This window comes from Scytonema millei VB511283 (genome assembly GCF_000817735.3).
GTDB lineage: Bacteria > Cyanobacteriota > Cyanobacteriia > Cyanobacteriales > Chroococcidiopsidaceae > Chroococcidiopsis > Chroococcidiopsis millei_B.
Map to the genome: position 1 here is coordinate 139,567 of NZ_JTJC03000006.1, position 15,478 is coordinate 155,044.

Below are 15,478 nucleotides of genomic sequence, written 5' to 3' on the forward strand. Positions count from 1 at the left end.
ATGAGAGCGGCAATACTGTTTAGATTTTACTTACCTAACTGTTTCGGCACACCCATAGCATCGTTTGCTTTGCTATAGTTGCCTGATAACAAAAGGCAGCAGAAAATGAGTAGTAAAGACCTTAACTACTATGTCACCAAATTCACTAAGCTACGAGTAGACCGCGCTCACGGTAGCGTAGCACCCCACAAGCCTATTTTGCTATTGTCAGTCATTGAGCTAATCGAGCAGGGTTTGCTGAGTCACAATCAAATTCCCTTATCTGCCGAGCTAATTGCTGCTTTTCTAAAGTTATGGCAACCGCTAGGCTCAAATGCACATAATGCGGATATCGGAATGCCATTCTTTCACCTTAAAAGTGATGGATTTTGGCACTTTAAACCTAACCCAGGATTTGAAGCACTACTGTTTTCTGGAGCCAGAGTTAGGGCAGTTGGGGTACTGCGGCAAGCAGTAGAATATGCTTACTTAGATGACGAGCTGTTTGAGTTACTACAACAACCCGTATCTAGAAACTCTCTCATTGCTGTCTTGCTTGACAATTGGTTTGCTGATAAAAATCAACAGATCGAGGAGATTCTAAGCAGGAATGCCCTTGAAGATTTTCAGAAAGAGCTATTAGCTACTGGTGGAAAAGTCTACCAGGAAGCTGAGTTGAAAGACGAAGCCAAAGTAGTTGTTAGAGATGCCACATTTCGCAGGGCTGTTATTTCAGCATATAATCGCCGCTGTGCATTCTGTGGGCTGCAAATACTCGACTCTCTATGTCAAAACGTCGTAGACGGAGCGCATATTATGCCCTTCTCTCAGTTCTACGACGACCGGATCGATAATGGTATTTCACTTTGCAAAAATCACCACTGGGCGTTTGATAAGGGTTGGTTTAGTATCGGTGATGACTTTACTCTCTTGGTGAAGGACGACCTACATGAAGATGCTCCCAACTGTAGACCTATGAAGCAGTTCAATGGCGATCGCATTCGTCTGCCAGTTCACACGCAATACTATCCGCGTCTAGAAGCTTTGCGCTGGCATCGTCAGCACGTATTTGGAGCAGCTTGAAATGGCTTGTTGTAACAACCGCTATGCTGTCATATGTTAGAGTCTGATTGCCAGGGGGTTGAAGAGGTATGAGTAAAAAACCTAAAGGTTGGTACGAAGCGATCGCTATCCGTCCTGTCATGCACGTCGATGGTTATGAGAGTTCTGAAAAGGTATGCAGCTACGTTGCCGAGATCTACTTTTCTAGTACCGAAGAAAAGCTTCACCAAAAGCTAATTACTAATAGTAAAAACTCTACATATGTCAGTCTTTACACCCTATATAAAGTAGGGGAAGCTAAATGCCCTACTTATTGGGTAGGTAAAGACTTATTAACTGCTCTGATGCAATCAGACTTGACTATTGAAGCTGATAGCTTGCATTGGGCAATGAAGACTGGAATTTTTATGCTACCCAAGAATGTAGTTTTTTCTCCAGAGAAACGTAGCATTCAGGCAATTTTTTGGCACTTCGATCCAAGTAACGGCTATCTTTACTTGACTGCAAGCGATGGAGCCAGCTTCTTTTGCCGTAGATTTAAAGCTTACGACAATTTAAGAAAAATTACTTATGCCGATGTTCAAGATATTAATCCACAAGCAGTTGTAGAATTTAACGAATATTTGCAATCAATCTTTCTGCGGCTAATCCTGATTATGGAATGTCGCTCTGAATTAGTAGATACGGAATCTAAAGTAATCAGAGTTAATCAAGGATTTGCTAAGGATAAGGCAAAGGATTACTACGAACCTCTATGGGTTGGGAGAAACTATCGCGTTCAGAGGGAAGAGACACAAGATAAGGGTGGTACTCATGCATCTCCCCGCGTCCACTGGCGCAGAGGTTATTTACGCAATCAGCCATATGGAGAAGGTAGGCAGCAGAGAAGATTGGTTTGGATTGAGCCAGTCTTAGTTATAGGAAAAGGATAAGTTTTTAAAAACCTTGGTAAATTAACCTGAGTACAATCAATTAAAGTCTATAAGAACTTAGGTTGTTGCAAGCGGTGGAAAACTGAGCGGAGTGCTAAGAATAATATTGACCCCTACAACTCTCCTTGGTAGTTTAAAAGTAAAGGTAGTTATCTTTGAGTTGAAATAATACCAGAAATGTCTGAACCAGAATTTCAAAATAAATATTATCAGTCTTCAGATGACGAGTTAGGAAACAAGTACGAATCCGCTAAAATTAACCTGCTTCAACGGCACGAAAGAATCAAGCTACCGATATTAGCCCATGATATCTATGCTAATCCTAATTACACAACGATTGATACTGATTGGTCATCTACTTGGAATTCAGTCAAGCAGTCAAGATTGATAGAATCATTAATTGTCAATATACCCGTGCCACCAATTATTCTATATGAGGAAAGCTACGGAAAGTACAAAATTATTGATGGTAGAGAAAGACTGAAAGCGAGCGCTGATTTTTACAGCAATCGATTAGCTCTGACTGGGTTAGAAATTGAGTTAGAGCTAGATGGATGCACTTGTGCTACTCTTCCTACAGAAATTCGATGTAAACTCGACCGTCGCTCTCTATCTCTTATAAGTGTTATCCCTAAAAGTGAACTAAGTCCAGATCAAGTAGCTAGTTTAATAAAAATTGTTACTGAGCGTTTGGGAAATAAGTAAAGGTACGGAAATGCTATGAACGATAAGGTAGAGGATTTGTTAATAAAAATAAATCAACAAGCAAAAATAATTGATAATGCTGTTAAAAATAACCAACAGTTTCGCTACAAGAGTCATCAAAAATTAATATTAGAAACTGGAAAACCTTTTCTAGAAAGAGTAGATCCTACTCCATTTCAAGGAAAACCTAAAAATTGTTTTCAAAATTGTTTTGAAGCGTTACTAGAGTATCCAAAGTTAATCTATTGTGAAGGATACGCTACTGATGATAGTTTGCCAATAGCGGTTCTTCATGCTTGGTTAGTCAATGATGAATTTGAAGTCATAGATCCTACATGGAACAACAAAGCTACTACAGAATGTACTTATTTTGGGGTAGCGTTAAATCACGAATTTGTTATAGATTTTTCTATAAAAACTAAGCATTATGGAATTCTAGACAGTGATTATTTAAACGATTATCAGCTACTAAAAAGTGGGTTTCCTGAAGGCGCACTCTATACTAAGTTTCATTCTCAATATAAGTGAGAGTATCAGCCTAGAAAGTAGTAGCTTTAACGCGATCGCTTGTAATTTAGTGTTTTTATAAGTTTATCTGAATCTAAATGAGGATTGTATAAGTTAGAAAAATAAATTTTCAAGGTTAAGTTAGATTAATACTCACTCTCAGTACTAAACAAAAGTCAGCGGACTTCCTCAATGAGAGTTAGGCTATAACTAGATTGTAATTAGTTATTCACTTGCCCCTTTGAGCGACATTAATTTGTGAACGATAAAATTGAATTCTCGTAAGACACAAATTTGTGAAAAACGTCATCAATTTGTTAAAAGCGACATTAATTTGTGAACAGCGACATCTAATTTGTGAATGTACAGAAGTGAGCTTCATTACTGCACCTCTTCTTTGATAATTTTCACAATATCGTCATTAATATGACCTTGACTTTTGCGGTCTAGTCTATTTTTCTCTAGTTGGCAGACTCGCTCGATAATTTGCCTAATCTCTGGCGCAGCAGTTACTATCGGCTCCTGCACGTCACTCATATTTGATTCTGTTATCATGCTAGTACAAATGAATGCTATGCAATATTTTATACATGTGTACTACCGTTTGGCTACCGATCGGTAAGTCAAAAGTCAAAAGCTAAAAGTCAAAAAAGTAAGCCTCGTAGCTGCTCCAGCTTGGGCTGCTGCACAAATACAATCTTTATGTAAAACAAGCGTTAAAAAACTTGTAGAGCGTAAACTGCACTACCTTTATCTGCGTTTAACTAAATCTCTTTACAAGAGTGTAATACTGGCAGAAAAATTTAAGCTGGAAAAATCTTGTATTTTTACTTTTCTGATGATATTATTACTTTAACCAAGATGGTTTTCTTAATAATCAAAGTATAAACGTTTCAAAAAAAAGAAATAGCATTTCTAGTATAAGCAATAAATATCACGATCGCAGATTGAAAGTCAATCCACCATAGCTAAATAAATTTATTTTTGCGATCGCAAGTAAAGAATAATTAAAGTTTACTTTTGTTCTTGCTGGGGAACTGCGGGTGCAGAAGTTGCAGGCTGAGGATTAGCTAACTTGTTGATTTGCTCTTTTTCTGAGGGACTAGGTGCAAGGGCAGCAGCTTGCTCGAACAAGGGCTTAGCTAGCTCTGGCTTACCCTGTTCTTGAAGTAGCAGTGCCTTGCCTAAAACAGGACGATAATCTTTCCGATCGATTTGCATTGCCCGATCGAAAGCGGCATTGGCGCGATCGCTATTTTTCTGAGCAGCATAAACTTGACCCAATACCAAGTGATATAAACCTTCATTAGGGTTGAGAGCAATCAGTTTTTCCAAAGGTGCGATCGCACCCTGAAAGTCTCTTTGGCGGACGCGAACTTCTACTAATCCCTTCAGTGCTGCTTGGTTATCTGGCTCCTGTTTCAGAACGAGTTCGTACTCCTGTGCCTGATTCACCAGTGGAGATGAAGACTGCGATCGCGCTGTCTGACTAGCGGTGGGCGTAGCTTCCTGCGCTGGCTGACTATCTTTGACTATGCCCTCTAACAGGGGTAACATCGAAGCCCCAATAAAGAAAACGGCTCCTAGCGCCAAGACGAGATTGATGAACCAACGACTGCGGGATGGCTGTGACACGATATCGCTTTGAACTCTACTTCCATATCTTAAAAGCTAACATTCAGAATGCTAATTGCTCATTGCCGAGCGCTAGGGGTTAATTTACCTAGTTGCTTGTACGAGTGCAGATTTTGTAAAATAGCGATTTTCCGATCTAGGGTAACATCACAACCAATTGGGGTTGTAGTGATATGTTATGCTGCGCTCACGCTTAGTTTACTTCTTACCAATGAGCTACGCTTGCCGACAGCATACAAAACGTAACTTAAATTATCCGCCGCTCGAATTTGCGAGCAGCAGGATAAAAATAGTCCCAAATGGGATTTGTCTCCGCCGCTAAGGAGTTTTTATGAATTCCGACCTGATTCCGTCTTCCCAAGTTTCCGATTCCGATTCCCAACAGCCTCCAACCGAGACTGTAGCAGAGGAAAACCAAGCAAGCCGCCAGCAGCCAATTCCACCCCCAAGCGAACCAATGCAGTATCGTGCCATTGGTCTAGTACGCGGTCGCTATCAACCCAGCACCGAACAATTCACGCAAGGAACATTACTGGCGCATGATGGTACTCAGTTGCAAGCCGTACTGCTGGGACGAATTATTAGCTTAGTCAGAAAGCACATAGATTTAGAGGCAGAACACCTTTGGGTGGTTTACCCGCGTACGGGACAAAAAGATAATCAATTGCACCTTCAGATTGTCGGAGTTTGGGAACCAGAAACCCTAGCAAAGCAACCAACCCCAGAAGAAACTCCCACCAGCGAAGCAGCACCATCAGAAGCGGATTCTGCACCAATCGACAACGCCGAAGATGGTTATTTTTCTGTACGCGGTGAAGTCGTTTTTCAGTCTGCGGGGGATAGTCGGCTGGTCGTGAAAATCAAGCAAGCGCCACGCAAAGAATCAGATCGACCCAAGTTTTTTAAAGTCAATCTTCAAGGCGTGCTGAAAACAAAAGCTGTAGGTCAGTTTTGGGAGTTTCACGTTCTCAGACAAGCTGACGATCTCGTCGTACAAGAAGGTACATCGATCGCTACTTTGCCTAAACCCTTCCGAAAACCGATGAAAAAACCCTTCGGCGCGCGAGCGGGAGGAGGATATAACAAAGGTGGAGGTAGAGGTAAATTCGAGACCCCACGTCCCGTCCGTAAGACTGATGGCTCTACACCCATGCCTCAAAAACCCATACCCAAAGCCCCCATTCCCAAACCGACAAAACGTCCAAAACCACCGCAAGAATAAATAGTAGTTGGTGACTGGTGATTAGCAAAGAGGAAAAAACACCAGTCACCAGCCACCTCGCTAAAACGCCACTAACAACTCATCAACCAACGCACAACTCACTGAATTCCGAATTATCATAGAAACAGTGAAGCTATCTGGGTTGAGTCAAAATTTTCTGGGAAAAGCGTAGGTGAGAGGAAAACAGTGGTTGACAATAAGTTAGTGCGGACTTATCACCAAGAAGATATTCAACAAATTCTCCAAATAGCGATCGCTCGTCAAGCCTATGAAGGAGAATTTTCTCGCCAACAATTATTAGAAATCGCCGCTGAATTAGAAATTTCCCCAGAATGCCTGCAATTAGCAGAACAAGAATGGCTGACCCAGCAATCTGAGAGTCAAGAACGGCAGAGATTTAATCTGGATAGACGGAAAAAGTTGCAAAAGAGATTTGGTAACTATGGTTTAGTTAATATCTTTTTTATCCTTTTAGATCTGGTCAGCGGCGGCGGTCTGTCTTGGTCACTTTATATTTTATTATCTTTAAGCTTTCTCTTGGGTCTTGATGTGTGGAATAAGTCACAGATTCAAGGCGAGGAGTATGAAAAAGCCTTCCAGAATTGGAAACGTAGGCATCAAATCAAGCGTTCGATTGACTCTCTGCTAGACAGACTGCTCAAAGCTTAGTTAATAAATTATATTTTCACCTGTAGTATTTATTAGCGATCGCCCGTACCTATCCCCGGTTTCAGAGGCGCGCTTAGAGGGCGATCGCTAGTTTTAAACTACACAATTAAAAATTTTTATCTAGCCTAAGATAGACAAACGATCGAGGTTCAAGACTAAATTTTCTAACCTAAGGAGAGTTGATTTTATTTCGAGTATCTCTTTAGAAATACTCTAATTTTTGCTTGTTACTACTATTGATATATAGTTGCTCTTAATCCAACAAAAATGAAAGTTTTTTGGTAAAAATAGACGTAACGATGAATTTTTATCATTTTTCTGAGCTAAAACCACAAAATGCAGAAATCAAACATAACTTCTGAGAATTAATTTTTTCTAACCTAAGTCTAACCTAAGGTAGATATGCGAGTTTTAGAACTAACTATACAAAGCGCAAGTTTACCAGTAAAAGACAATTAGAATTCTGCTGGGAGTGCCAAATCTGGTGCAGAAATTCGTTTAATAGACTCCAAAAAAAGCAAACTGTATGCGAGGATGACAAAAATGAATGTTAAATTTTTCCATTCAACTGCTATTGTATTTAGTATTGCAACAGTTGTAGCAGTTGCTAGCAAACTTCCGGCATCAGCGCAGACCTCAAACTCTAAAATTTCTACTTCTGCTGCTGCTTTGAAGGATAGATCGAGAGTTAACACGATCGCGCAAGTCGATCCGACCTATCCCAGCACTCAACCATCTACCCCCACTACAGATCCGACCTATCCCAGCACTCAACCATCTACCCCCACTACAGATCCGACCTATCCCAGCACTCAACCATCTACCCCCACTACAGATCCGACGACTCCTACTACAGAACCAACTACCCCAACAGAACCACCAGCAACTAATCCAGATCCCATTGAACCAGGATCGTCTACCCGTGGTGGTTCTAGCTACGTAGGTGTGGGAGCGAATATTGGTATAGACGGTAGTACGGCTTTAGGTGACACTAACTTTACCGTCATCAGTAAAATCGGATTAACTAATGCTGTCTCTGCACGTCCGTCAGTCATCATTGGGGACAACACCACCATCTTGATTCCCGTGACCTACGACTTTAACTTGCAACCTACAGGAATCGATACAGGTTCGGAAGCTGGTTCGATTTTTGCACCCTATGTCGGCGGTGGTTTGGGTATTTCTACGGGAGACGATAGCGATGTAGGACCAATGTTAACTGCTGGTGTAGATGTACCAATAGGCGAGCAATTTACAGCTAACGTAGGTGCGAACGTAGGCTTTTTAGATGATACAGAAGTAGGTATTCAAATTGGTGTTGGCTATAACTTTGCTGGCTTTTAATCAGTGACTAGTGACTAGTGGTTGGTGGCTAGAAAAAAGTCCAGCCACTAGCCATTCACAAGCAACCAGTTATCGCAATAGCTATAGCGCCTGGAGAATTGTCTTCTACAGGCGCTATGCTGGTTAAGTTATAGAGTTTCAACTAGTTATCTTCTGTATATAACCATAGAATAATCTTTAAATTTAGGTTTTAGGTAAAGCCAACGTAAATATCTATCTAACTTATGTGAAAAAAGTGTTAATCGATCGAGGCGTAAGACAACTTCTGGCTTGGTACGATCGCGATCGCAGACCGCTACCGTGGCGACAGCAGGTCAATATTTATCACACTTGGATCTGTGAGGTCATGAGCCAACAGACAACTCTAGCCGTTGTCTTACCCAAATTTGCTCAATTTATTCAACAACTGCCTACGGTAGACGATCTAGCCAACTGCGATGAAGAGATATTACACCAACTCTGGGCTGGATTGGGATATTATGCGCGAGCGAGAAACTTGAAAAAAGGTGCAGAGTTCATCGTCAACCGCCTCAACGGTCGTTTTCCCCAATCTTATCGCGAATGGTTGCAAATTCCGGGTTGTGGCGATTATACTGCTGCCGCGATCGCCAGTATTTGCTTGAATGAAAAAGTTCCTTGTATTGATGGTAATGTCATACGGGTGGTGAGTCGCTTGCTAGCCTTACAAGATGTGTGGAGTACAGCAGGGCGATCGCGCATCCAAGATTATCTCACGCAAGTCATTCCTAGCGATCGTCCTGGTGATTTTAATCAAGCGATGATGGAGTTGGGTGCAACAATCTGCCGAAAAACGAAACCCCGTTGCGATATTTGTCCTTTACAAATGCAATGTTTAGCTTACGCTAACAATTGTATTGAAATTTGTCCTCCTAAAAAACCCCGCCGCGTTTTAGTAGATACGGAATTATTCGTGCTAATTTTCTGGCATCGAGAAACTGATACTTTTGCAATTGTCGAAAGAACAGATGGATTTTTAGCTAAAACAAGGGGATTTCCTTTGACGATCGCGCATCAATTATCAAAACTCGATCGCTGGCAACCGCTTCAACTACCAGGAAAATTTACCCATGCGATCGCTCATCATCGTATTACTGGAAGGATTTGCGTTATTCAATTAAATAGTAATGACATTGATATCTCCATGCGGCAGCATTTGGCTTTATCGAAAACCCTACACTGGATGAATCGTCTAGACCTAAGCGCAAAACTCTCAACCGCACTCGATCGAAAAGCTTTTCAGTTATTTCAAAATTACACTTATTCTGATTCAATTTGCGAACAACTCGCACTAAATTTATAGCATGAAATTTAAGTGTAGGGTGGGCAATGCCCACCTGATGATATCGCTATTTCCAACGACAAGACTTGCGCAAATTTTCAGTTTCAGGTTCTTGCCAAGAAAAAGCAAAATGGCTCATCCCTTTGACTTGAGGTGCAGCACGCTCGATCGCGCTCATTTGAGCTTCGAGAGAGGGGCGATTGCTGATAGACTGTCCCCATGTACCAGCGATCGCCGGAATAACTTTAGCTTCAGGTGGCGCGTATTTAAACACTCTTTGCACCAAAGCCGCAATGCAATCGGCGTTACCGCAAGCAGCATAGGACATGGGATGCCACTCCGCACTGGTAGGAAACCGATCCCAAGGTTGCAAGCGGGAATCATACCCCTCACCTACAACTTGGTTGCCATCAGGAAAAAACACTAACCCTGTCTGTATTCCCTGTTGTTGTACTGGTGAAGCTGCCAAGGCGACAAAATCGAGAATTCCTTGTAGGGCATGGGCTACACTCAACCGCCACAACTCCAACTGTAGCAGCGGACGACGCGCCGCAGCACTCGGTAACACTTTTTTCTCCTCTTGAGTGGGTGGAGTGCGTCCCTGCCAAAGTGGTTCTCCTTCATCGGGATAAAGCTTATCGACCTCATCAACATCTGAGGCTGATAACGCACCCTTAGCAACATAGCGTTTAATCAGTTCTCGCCCCTTTTTGTTCAACGCCCGTTGTTCTAAAGCTTGACGGGCTGCTTCGCTATAAATCCATAAATCTTGTACTTTAGAGACTACAGAAGCACCACCCAAACCGCGTGGATAACGCACGTAGTCAAATAAGACTCCATCAGGGCGGCGGCGTACCACTTGTTGCACCAACTGATAGAAGTCCCGCTTTGCCTGGACGTTGTAAGGATCGATAAATACTTGACTGGCGTTATCTACAACATTTAAGCTCGTATCGCCCTTAAAATTCCTGGCTAATACCGATTGGCGATCGCTGCGTTGCCCGTAAGAATAGCCGAAGTTCATCATAAACATCCAAGCGTAGACTTTCAAGCCTCGTTCGTGGGCTTTTTGAATTGCTTCGGCGAGTAAATCTGTATTTTCCGTCCCAGGGGTACGCACCATCGCAGGCCATGCTGTCGGGTTAGCCGATGCGGGTAATAGCACTTGCCCATCCGCAAATGTCTCGATGTAAACGTAGTTATAGCCTCGGCTGACAATCCGATCCATAATCTTGTCTAATACCCCTGGCTGAGTATCGCAGGGATAAAGCCGCAACCAAATCGCTTGATGTTGAGGCGGAGTGCGATCGCGGCACTCTGCTAATTGCTGTGCTTGTTGGTTTATTAGCTGTTTATAGCGGTTTTGCGCCTCTGTGTCACCTTGTAATGCTTTCTGGAGTAAACTTTCTTTCTCTTGCCTTACTGCTTCTGATTCCTGACAGTAGGCAGTTGTTTGGGCTATTACAGGATGGTTTCCCAAGCTCATTACCAGTAAGCTACTCGTAAAGGCGATCGCCGCTAGGTATCGTTGTAATCGGCGCAGTTGCAAGAATTTTAATTGACTTAATTTGCAATCGGACATTCCTAAAAACAAGAAATAGGACAAAAAAAGTCGTAAGTCGTAACTCGTACCTCGTAAGTTAGAAAAATATCTGGATAACCTTAAATAAAGTTGACAAATTATTGACTTAGCTGATTCTATGTTCTAGTTCGCAGAAGATAACTCTTCCACTTACGACTTACGACTTACGACTTACGACTTAGTTTGACGTTAGTATTCGACCTTTGGTTGCTGCCATTACTCAGAATAATTCGGAATTTGTCCCGTGTAATTCGTAATTATTCGGAATTCCTGTCACTGATGTTTCCTTTATCCGTTTCCTGGTAGGCGATCGCCTGCTTTGTTTGTGTAAAAAAATACTGGCAAGCAGTAACCTGCTTGCCACCAGCAAAGATACATATTTCTTAAATATGCCACTAGTAACTAAGCTTAATTTCCCCGAGCAACCGCCATCTCTACTTGTTTGAATTCTAATTCCAGGCGTTGCTTAAGTTTTGCTGGTAGAGGACGGTTAGGATAAGAACTGTAGTGACCAGCCAGGGAATTTAAAGCGGTGCGCATGGTGGTAAAAGAACTTAAACCTGTCAAACTACCATTACGCTGATAGCGGGCAGCGAAATCATTAATTTTTTTGCGGGCTTCTGCTTGGACTTCGCCTTTGTTCGGTGCATCCTGCGGCATTTCGATAGCGTTGCGCAATATACCTATCACATCCAAGGTATCTTGACGATAATCTCCAGAAAGCCCACCGCCACTAGAGCAGCCCATTAAACCAATAACGACTACCAAAACCAGGGCAAGTAGACGTGACCAATAGTGCTTCATATACAATCCATTCACATTCATACTTAAATCACAGTCAATCCTACCGTGGAATGGGATCATCTAAGAAGCCGACTGATAACTGATAACTGATAACTGATAACTGACATGGGTTTACCGCAATTTGTTTTGGCTTCTGCTTCTCCAGCGCGGCGGCGCTTGTTACAAATGGTTGGCATCGAACCATTTGTGCGCGTCAGCAATTTTGATGAGTCTCAAATTCAAACCGAGAATGCAACTGAATTGGTAGAAACTTTAGCGCGTTGTAAAGCGGAAGCGATCGCACCTCAATTTGATTCGGCTTTAATTGTGGGCTGTGATTCTGTCTTGCTGTTAAATGGAGAAATTCATGGTAAACCGGAGAATATAGAAGTCGCGATTGCCCGTTGGCAGCACATGAGCGGTCAAATAGGGGAACTATATACAGGTCATGCTATTATCGACCAGCCACAACAACAAATACTTGTCCGCACTCAAGTCACGCGGGTTTATTTTGCTCAAATGAGCGATCGCGCTATTAGAGCTTACGTTGCTACCGGAGAACCCCTCAAGTGTGCTGGTGCTTTTGCTTTAGAAGGGCGTGGGGGTCTATTTGTCGATAAAATTGAAGGCTGTCACTCAAACGTCATTGGTCTCAGCTTACCCCTACTGCGCCAAATGCTCTTGCAACTCGGTTATGAGGTGACGGATTTTTGGGATAGGTAAGTCAAAAGTCAAAAGTTAAAAGTCAAAACTACATTTGCAAAAGATTAGTGACTGACAACTAACAACCGACAACCAACAACTACCAATTACCATCCACCTCAAATTGATGCGTGCGTAATACCGCTTCCCCATGATCTGGAACCCAAGCTAACCACTCGTCTTTTCCCACCTGGCACAGGAGCAATGCTTCATCATGACTGTAAGTACTGGGAAGTTCTCGCAACTTGACCCAACCATTGCGTTGACATTGCTCTAATGAATTGTCGTAAATTTTGTTCAACCAGTCCGAATGGGTTCTATCGGCGGTTTTGTGTTGTTTGTGAGAATTTAGTTGCACTGCCTTTGCCCTCTTTACTCAGAAAAGTCGATCGGCAATCTGTAAAAATTGCTTTTCTGTAGTTTATGCTACAGAAAATTCGAGAGAAGCTGCATCTATCGTTGGATAACTTTACGTTTGTTCCAGCCAGATATACGATCGCCTTTTAAGTTCCGAACCACATAGAGTAATAGAATGAGAAGTTGTGAGTGATGAATTTAGCATTCACAGTCCGGTATTGAGTATTTTTCCATGACACCTGCTTCTACACCTTCATTGCGATCGCAACAGCACTATCTAATTCGGCAACTAGCCGACGCGATCGAATCTGTTTGGCAAAACCATTTAGAACTCTCACCCTACGTCATTCCCGCAGAGTTAGGCTATGTTGAAGGCAGATTGGAGGGAGAGAAACTGACAATTGAAAATCGTTGTTACCAAACTCCCCAATTTCGTAAACTACACCTAGAATTGGCGAAAGTGGGAACGAGTCTAGATATTTTGCACTGCGTCATGTTTCCCCGTGTAGAATACGCTCTACCGATGTTTGGCTGTGACTTAGTGGGAGGAAGAGGACAAATTAGTGCTGCGATCGCAGATTTATCGCCTTTAAATCGAAAACGGACTTTACCATCTGCCTATACTGCTGCACTTTCTGCTTTACCAAATCCGAATTTTTCTCAACCCCGCGAACTTCCAGGTTGGGGAGATATCTTTTCGCCATTTTGCACGTTTATTCGTCCTGGTTCTCCAGAGGAAGAAGAGAAATTTCTGGCGATGGTACGAGGATTTTTAGAAATACATTGTACCCGGGCGATCGCATCTCAACCTGTTTCAAAAACGCAACAAGCTGAAATTTTTGCCGCACAACAATATTACTGTACAAAACAGCAGCAAAATGACAAAACCCGTCGAGTGTTAGAAAAAGCCTTTGGCGCAGAGTGGGCAGAACACTATATGACGACGATATTATTTGACTTACCCCCAAACGAGTAAATTGGGATGATATTCGGTAGCTAAGACCTGCATCTATCTGATTAGCAATTCACAAATCAATTAGAAAGGAATAGACATAATCTGATTTATCCATTCTTCAGCTTCAGATGCTTCCCAAATTAGAATAAGAGATTCAATCGCATCACTAATTGACAGATTTTGAGAAATAATTATGACTCCAGTACTAGTTTGTGTAGTAATAAACTTACCAAATTCAATTGACATAGTTTTGCGATCGTGAGTTACGAGTAATCCCTCGTCTCGCGCAGCTATAGCTAATACTTCTTGGTCTGTCTTACCTTCCAAGCCTGCTACATAAGCCGATTGAAAATCAATATTTGTTTCTCTTCGGATTGTGCTAGCCACAATTGCCTGTTTCAAGTCGGCATCTGCTTGAAATCGAATTTTCGTCATGCTTTGCCCTGCTTTTGGGCTTTAGCAGCTATTAGTTTTTGATGCAAAGCTGAATTTCTTTCTCTTAAAGAGAGCCGCAGCTTTTCAAATTCTTCTTCTCCCTTTTCAAGATAGCTATTAATTAGTTTTTGATTAGCAAGGTAAAAAGTAATCGCTCCATAAACCTGCTCTAGTGAGAGCAAAGGGAAGTTTTGGGCAATACTCTCAGGTGATTCTCCAGCTAAAAAAGCATAAACAACTGAATCAAGAGAAATGCGAGTTCCCAAAATCCAGTAACCTTCATCTCGCTGTTCGATATATTGTTTGGTAACAGATGGTGTGTTTTTCATAAATTATCGATTGTTCCTTTGTCTAACAATCCCTTTTACCCGCCACCAGTCATATCTCGAACTCAACCGACCAAGTCTGTACAGTTGAAGTGCAACAGGATTGTTATGCTGCGTCTGTCATTCGTTTTTCTAACAACCTAACATCATTCCCTGAAGATCTCATTAAGTTTGTGCGATATATTTGTGACTGAATCGAATTCTCTAATATATCTTTCTACAACTTGTGGATCGGTGTCTACGCATGAACCCGTACAAACTCCAGTATCAACATCTACTATTCCTACTGATACTTTCTTATTACCGAAAATGACGATATCAGTATTTTCAATACGACTCTTTAACTTAAATTTCTTCTTGCTCAACCTCGTGTTCGCTACCTCATTAATACTCTACCAGCGTCACAATTGGCACGTCGGGCAAATTCTGTCGCCCTGCTAAATCTTGTAACTCGACAACAAACCCAAAACCCACCAACTCGCAGCCGATTTGCTGTACTAACTTCGCCGTCGCACAAGCAGTCCCCCCAGTGGCGATCAAGTCATCTACAATTAACACTCGACTACCAGGCTGTAAGGCATCTTGATGCACTTCTAACTTATCCATGCCATACTCTAGTTCGTATTCAACCGAGTGAACCAAAGAGGGTAACTTCCCAGGTTTACGCACGGGAATGAAGCCAATGCCTAATTTATAAGCCAAAGCTGCACCAATGATAAAGCCGCGTGACTCAATCCCGACAATATATTCAGCATTTAACCCCGCACCATCCAGCTTATCAGCCAGACTATCTATGGCATGGCGCAGTCCTGCGGCATCGCGCAACAAAGTAGTAATATCTCGAAACAAAATACCAGGCTTGGGAAAATCGGGAATATCGCGAATCAGGGACTTGAGATCCATATGTTGTCAGCGAAGATGGCTAAGTATAACGGCAACTATCTATATTGGCAGACTTAGGAAGACTTTGAAAAATCGTACAC

18 protein-coding genes are annotated in these 15,478 nt (G+C 42.2%); 10 read left to right on the plus strand and 8 right to left on the minus strand.

What is annotated here, in order from left to right; genetic code table 11:
* Nucleotides 1-105: 105 nt before the first annotated feature.
* The 4 genes from QH73_RS20140 (at nt 106) to QH73_RS20155 (ending at nt 3,206) form a co-directional block, all read left to right on the plus strand.
* Nucleotides 106-1,062 carry an HNH endonuclease gene (locus tag QH73_RS20140; RefSeq protein ID WP_039714060.1) on the plus strand — a complete coding sequence of 319 codons (957 nt, stop codon included), beginning with the start codon at nt 106-108 and terminating at the stop codon, nt 1,060-1,062.
* A gap of 68 nt (nt 1,063-1,130) precedes the next feature.
* Complete coding sequence (locus tag QH73_RS20145) at nt 1,131-1,973, plus strand: AcrVA2 family anti-CRISPR protein (RefSeq protein ID WP_039714059.1); 843 nt, start codon at nt 1,131-1,133, stop codon at nt 1,971-1,973.
* A 177-nt stretch (nt 1,974-2,150) separates the two neighbouring features.
* Entirely contained in the window at nt 2,151-2,678 is a 528-nt protein-coding gene (locus QH73_RS20150; protein WP_052289827.1) for a DUF262 domain-containing protein, read from the plus strand.
* A gap of 15 nt (nt 2,679-2,693) precedes the next feature.
* Nucleotides 2,694-3,206 (plus strand): hypothetical protein, encoded by a 513-nt coding sequence (locus tag QH73_RS20155; protein ID WP_039714058.1) that lies wholly within the window; start codon nt 2,694-2,696, stop codon nt 3,204-3,206.
* Between the two features lie 360 nt (nt 3,207-3,566).
* Here QH73_RS20155 and QH73_RS20160 read toward each other — a convergent pair whose 3' ends face one another.
* Both QH73_RS20160 and QH73_RS20165 read right to left on the minus strand, forming a co-directional pair.
* Nucleotides 3,567-3,740, minus strand: a complete 174-nt coding sequence (locus QH73_RS20160) for a hypothetical protein (RefSeq protein WP_015154691.1) — start codon at nt 3,738-3,740, stop codon at nt 3,567-3,569.
* A gap of 459 nt (nt 3,741-4,199) precedes the next feature.
* Nucleotides 4,200-4,820: a tetratricopeptide repeat protein gene (locus QH73_RS20165; RefSeq protein ID WP_132867416.1), complete on the minus strand. Its 621-nt coding sequence runs from the start codon at nt 4,818-4,820 to the stop codon at nt 4,200-4,202.
* 331 nt (nt 4,821-5,151) lie between these two features.
* Between QH73_RS20165 and patR the strand changes: the two genes are divergently transcribed.
* From patR to QH73_RS20185, 4 genes are all read left to right on the plus strand, one after another.
* On the plus strand, nt 5,152-6,042 hold the full coding sequence (patR, locus tag QH73_RS20170; protein ID WP_039714056.1) for a heterocyst master regulator PatR: 891 nt from the start codon (nt 5,152-5,154) through the stop codon (nt 6,040-6,042).
* Between the two features lie 186 nt (nt 6,043-6,228).
* Nucleotides 6,229-6,711, plus strand: coding sequence for a 2TM domain-containing protein (locus QH73_RS20175; protein WP_039714055.1), 483 nt, complete (start codon nt 6,229-6,231; stop codon nt 6,709-6,711).
* A gap of 543 nt (nt 6,712-7,254) precedes the next feature.
* The gene (locus QH73_RS20180) at nt 7,255-8,055 is read left to right on the plus strand and encodes a hypothetical protein (protein ID WP_132867418.1); all 801 of its coding nucleotides are present in this window, start codon (nt 7,255-7,257) and stop codon (nt 8,053-8,055) included.
* 226 nt (nt 8,056-8,281) lie between these two features.
* Nucleotides 8,282-9,376, plus strand: coding sequence for an A/G-specific adenine glycosylase (locus QH73_RS20185; protein WP_039714053.1), 1,095 nt, complete (start codon nt 8,282-8,284; stop codon nt 9,374-9,376).
* Nucleotides 9,377-9,422: 46 nt separating this feature from the next.
* Here QH73_RS20185 and QH73_RS20190 read toward each other — a convergent pair whose 3' ends face one another.
* Both QH73_RS20190 and psb27 read right to left on the minus strand, forming a co-directional pair.
* Complete coding sequence (locus QH73_RS20190; RefSeq protein ID WP_039714052.1) at nt 9,423-10,937, minus strand: family 10 glycosylhydrolase; 1,515 nt, start codon at nt 10,935-10,937, stop codon at nt 9,423-9,425.
* Nucleotides 10,938-11,345: 408 nt separating this feature from the next.
* Nucleotides 11,346-11,741 carry a photosystem II protein Psb27 gene (gene psb27, locus QH73_RS20195; protein WP_039714051.1) on the minus strand — a complete coding sequence of 132 codons (396 nt, stop codon included), beginning with the start codon at nt 11,739-11,741 and terminating at the stop codon, nt 11,346-11,348.
* 105 nt (nt 11,742-11,846) lie between these two features.
* Between psb27 and QH73_RS20200 the strand changes: the two genes are divergently transcribed.
* On the plus strand, nt 11,847-12,443 hold the full coding sequence (locus QH73_RS20200) for a Maf family protein (protein ID WP_039714050.1): 597 nt from the start codon (nt 11,847-11,849) through the stop codon (nt 12,441-12,443).
* A 79-nt stretch (nt 12,444-12,522) separates the two neighbouring features.
* Here the strand turns inward: QH73_RS20200 and QH73_RS20205 are convergent, their stop codons facing one another.
* Entirely contained in the window at nt 12,523-12,780 is a 258-nt protein-coding gene (locus QH73_RS20205) for a hypothetical protein (RefSeq protein WP_039714049.1), read from the minus strand.
* Nucleotides 12,781-13,011: 231 nt separating this feature from the next.
* Between QH73_RS20205 and QH73_RS20210 the strand changes: the two genes are divergently transcribed.
* Nucleotides 13,012-13,755, plus strand: a complete 744-nt coding sequence (locus QH73_RS20210) for a phycocyanobilin:ferredoxin oxidoreductase (RefSeq protein WP_039714048.1) — start codon at nt 13,012-13,014, stop codon at nt 13,753-13,755.
* Nucleotides 13,756-13,815: 60 nt separating this feature from the next.
* Here the strand turns inward: QH73_RS20210 and QH73_RS20215 are convergent, their stop codons facing one another.
* The 3 genes from QH73_RS20215 to QH73_RS20225 form a co-directional block, all read right to left on the minus strand.
* Nucleotides 13,816-14,169 carry a DUF5615 family PIN-like protein gene (locus tag QH73_RS20215; RefSeq protein WP_039714047.1) on the minus strand — a complete coding sequence of 118 codons (354 nt, stop codon included), beginning with the start codon at nt 14,167-14,169 and terminating at the stop codon, nt 13,816-13,818.
* Nucleotides 14,166-14,498: a DUF433 domain-containing protein gene (locus tag QH73_RS20220; RefSeq protein WP_039714046.1), complete on the minus strand. Its 333-nt coding sequence runs from the start codon at nt 14,496-14,498 to the stop codon at nt 14,166-14,168. Before QH73_RS20220 ends, QH73_RS20215 begins: the two co-directional genes overlap by 4 nt.
* Nucleotides 14,499-14,879: 381 nt before the next feature.
* The gene (locus tag QH73_RS20225; RefSeq protein ID WP_039714045.1) at nt 14,880-15,398 is read right to left on the minus strand and encodes an adenine phosphoribosyltransferase; all 519 of its coding nucleotides are present in this window, start codon (nt 15,396-15,398) and stop codon (nt 14,880-14,882) included.
* Nucleotides 15,399-15,478: the final 80 nt, after the last annotated feature.

Bases quoted from the DNA above. Each gene is read 5' to 3' on its own strand.
- QH73_RS20140 (WP_039714060.1), top strand. From the start codon at position 106: ATGAGTAGTAAAGACCTTAACTACTATGTCACCAAATTCACTAAGCTA.
- QH73_RS20145 (WP_039714059.1), top strand. From the start codon at position 1,131: ATGAGTAAAAAACCTAAAGGTTGGTACGAAGCGATCGCTATCCGTCCT.
- QH73_RS20150 (WP_052289827.1), top strand. From the start codon at position 2,151: ATGTCTGAACCAGAATTTCAAAATAAATATTATCAGTCTTCAGATGAC.
- QH73_RS20155 (WP_039714058.1), top strand. From the start codon at position 2,694: ATGAACGATAAGGTAGAGGATTTGTTAATAAAAATAAATCAACAAGCA.
- QH73_RS20160 (WP_015154691.1), bottom strand. From the start codon at position 3,740: ATGATAACAGAATCAAATATGAGTGACGTGCAGGAGCCGATAGTAACT.
- patR (WP_039714056.1), top strand. From the start codon at position 5,152: ATGAATTCCGACCTGATTCCGTCTTCCCAAGTTTCCGATTCCGATTCC.
- QH73_RS20180 (WP_132867418.1), top strand. From the start codon at position 7,255: ATGAATGTTAAATTTTTCCATTCAACTGCTATTGTATTTAGTATTGCA.
- QH73_RS20190 (WP_039714052.1), bottom strand. From the start codon at position 10,937: ATGTCCGATTGCAAATTAAGTCAATTAAAATTCTTGCAACTGCGCCGA.
- psb27 (WP_039714051.1), bottom strand. From the start codon at position 11,741: ATGAAGCACTATTGGTCACGTCTACTTGCCCTGGTTTTGGTAGTCGTT.
- QH73_RS20200 (WP_039714050.1), top strand. From the start codon at position 11,847: ATGGGTTTACCGCAATTTGTTTTGGCTTCTGCTTCTCCAGCGCGGCGG.
- QH73_RS20210 (WP_039714048.1), top strand. From the start codon at position 13,012: ATGACACCTGCTTCTACACCTTCATTGCGATCGCAACAGCACTATCTA.
- QH73_RS20215 (WP_039714047.1), bottom strand. From the start codon at position 14,169: ATGACGAAAATTCGATTTCAAGCAGATGCCGACTTGAAACAGGCAATT.
- QH73_RS20220 (WP_039714046.1), bottom strand. From the start codon at position 14,498: ATGAAAAACACACCATCTGTTACCAAACAATATATCGAACAGCGAGAT.
- QH73_RS20225 (WP_039714045.1), bottom strand. From the start codon at position 15,398: ATGGATCTCAAGTCCCTGATTCGCGATATTCCCGATTTTCCCAAGCCT.